Here is a 349-nt window from a genome sequence, read left to right on the forward strand (position 1 = left end):
CACATTTCCTACTGTTGGTGCATCTGGAGCAGTGGTATCTGCTGGGTCTGTAACAACTAGGGTTTGAGTGACATCGTCATACCCTGAAGCTGAGTATGTCACAGTATAAGTGCCAGCCGACAAGCTACCATTAGTGACTGCGCTTCCTGAAGCATTCGTGATAACTGCTGTGACCGGAACATCAGCGCCTTCACTGTCTTTCAGAGTTGCTGGAAGCGTAGCTGTTGCGTCTGCGGCTCCGATTGTCGAAGTGGTTGCGCTTAGATTACCAGTTGGAGCTACGAGAACTGGACTTACTGGATCTGCTGGGGTTTTCGCTGGGGTTGGATCACTCACATTTCCTGCAACG

General features: G+C 50.7%; 1 protein-coding gene. It reads right to left on the bottom strand.

Features of this window, described 5'->3' with window-relative positions:
• On the bottom strand, positions 1-349 hold a 349-nt coding region (locus tag IAE52_RS11460; protein WP_370568108.1), incomplete at both ends, for a phage tail tube protein.

It is taken from the genome of Lactococcus sp. S47 (genome assembly GCF_016517475.1).
GTDB classification, from domain to species: Bacteria; Bacillota; Bacilli; order Lactobacillales; family Streptococcaceae; genus Lactococcus; species Lactococcus lactis.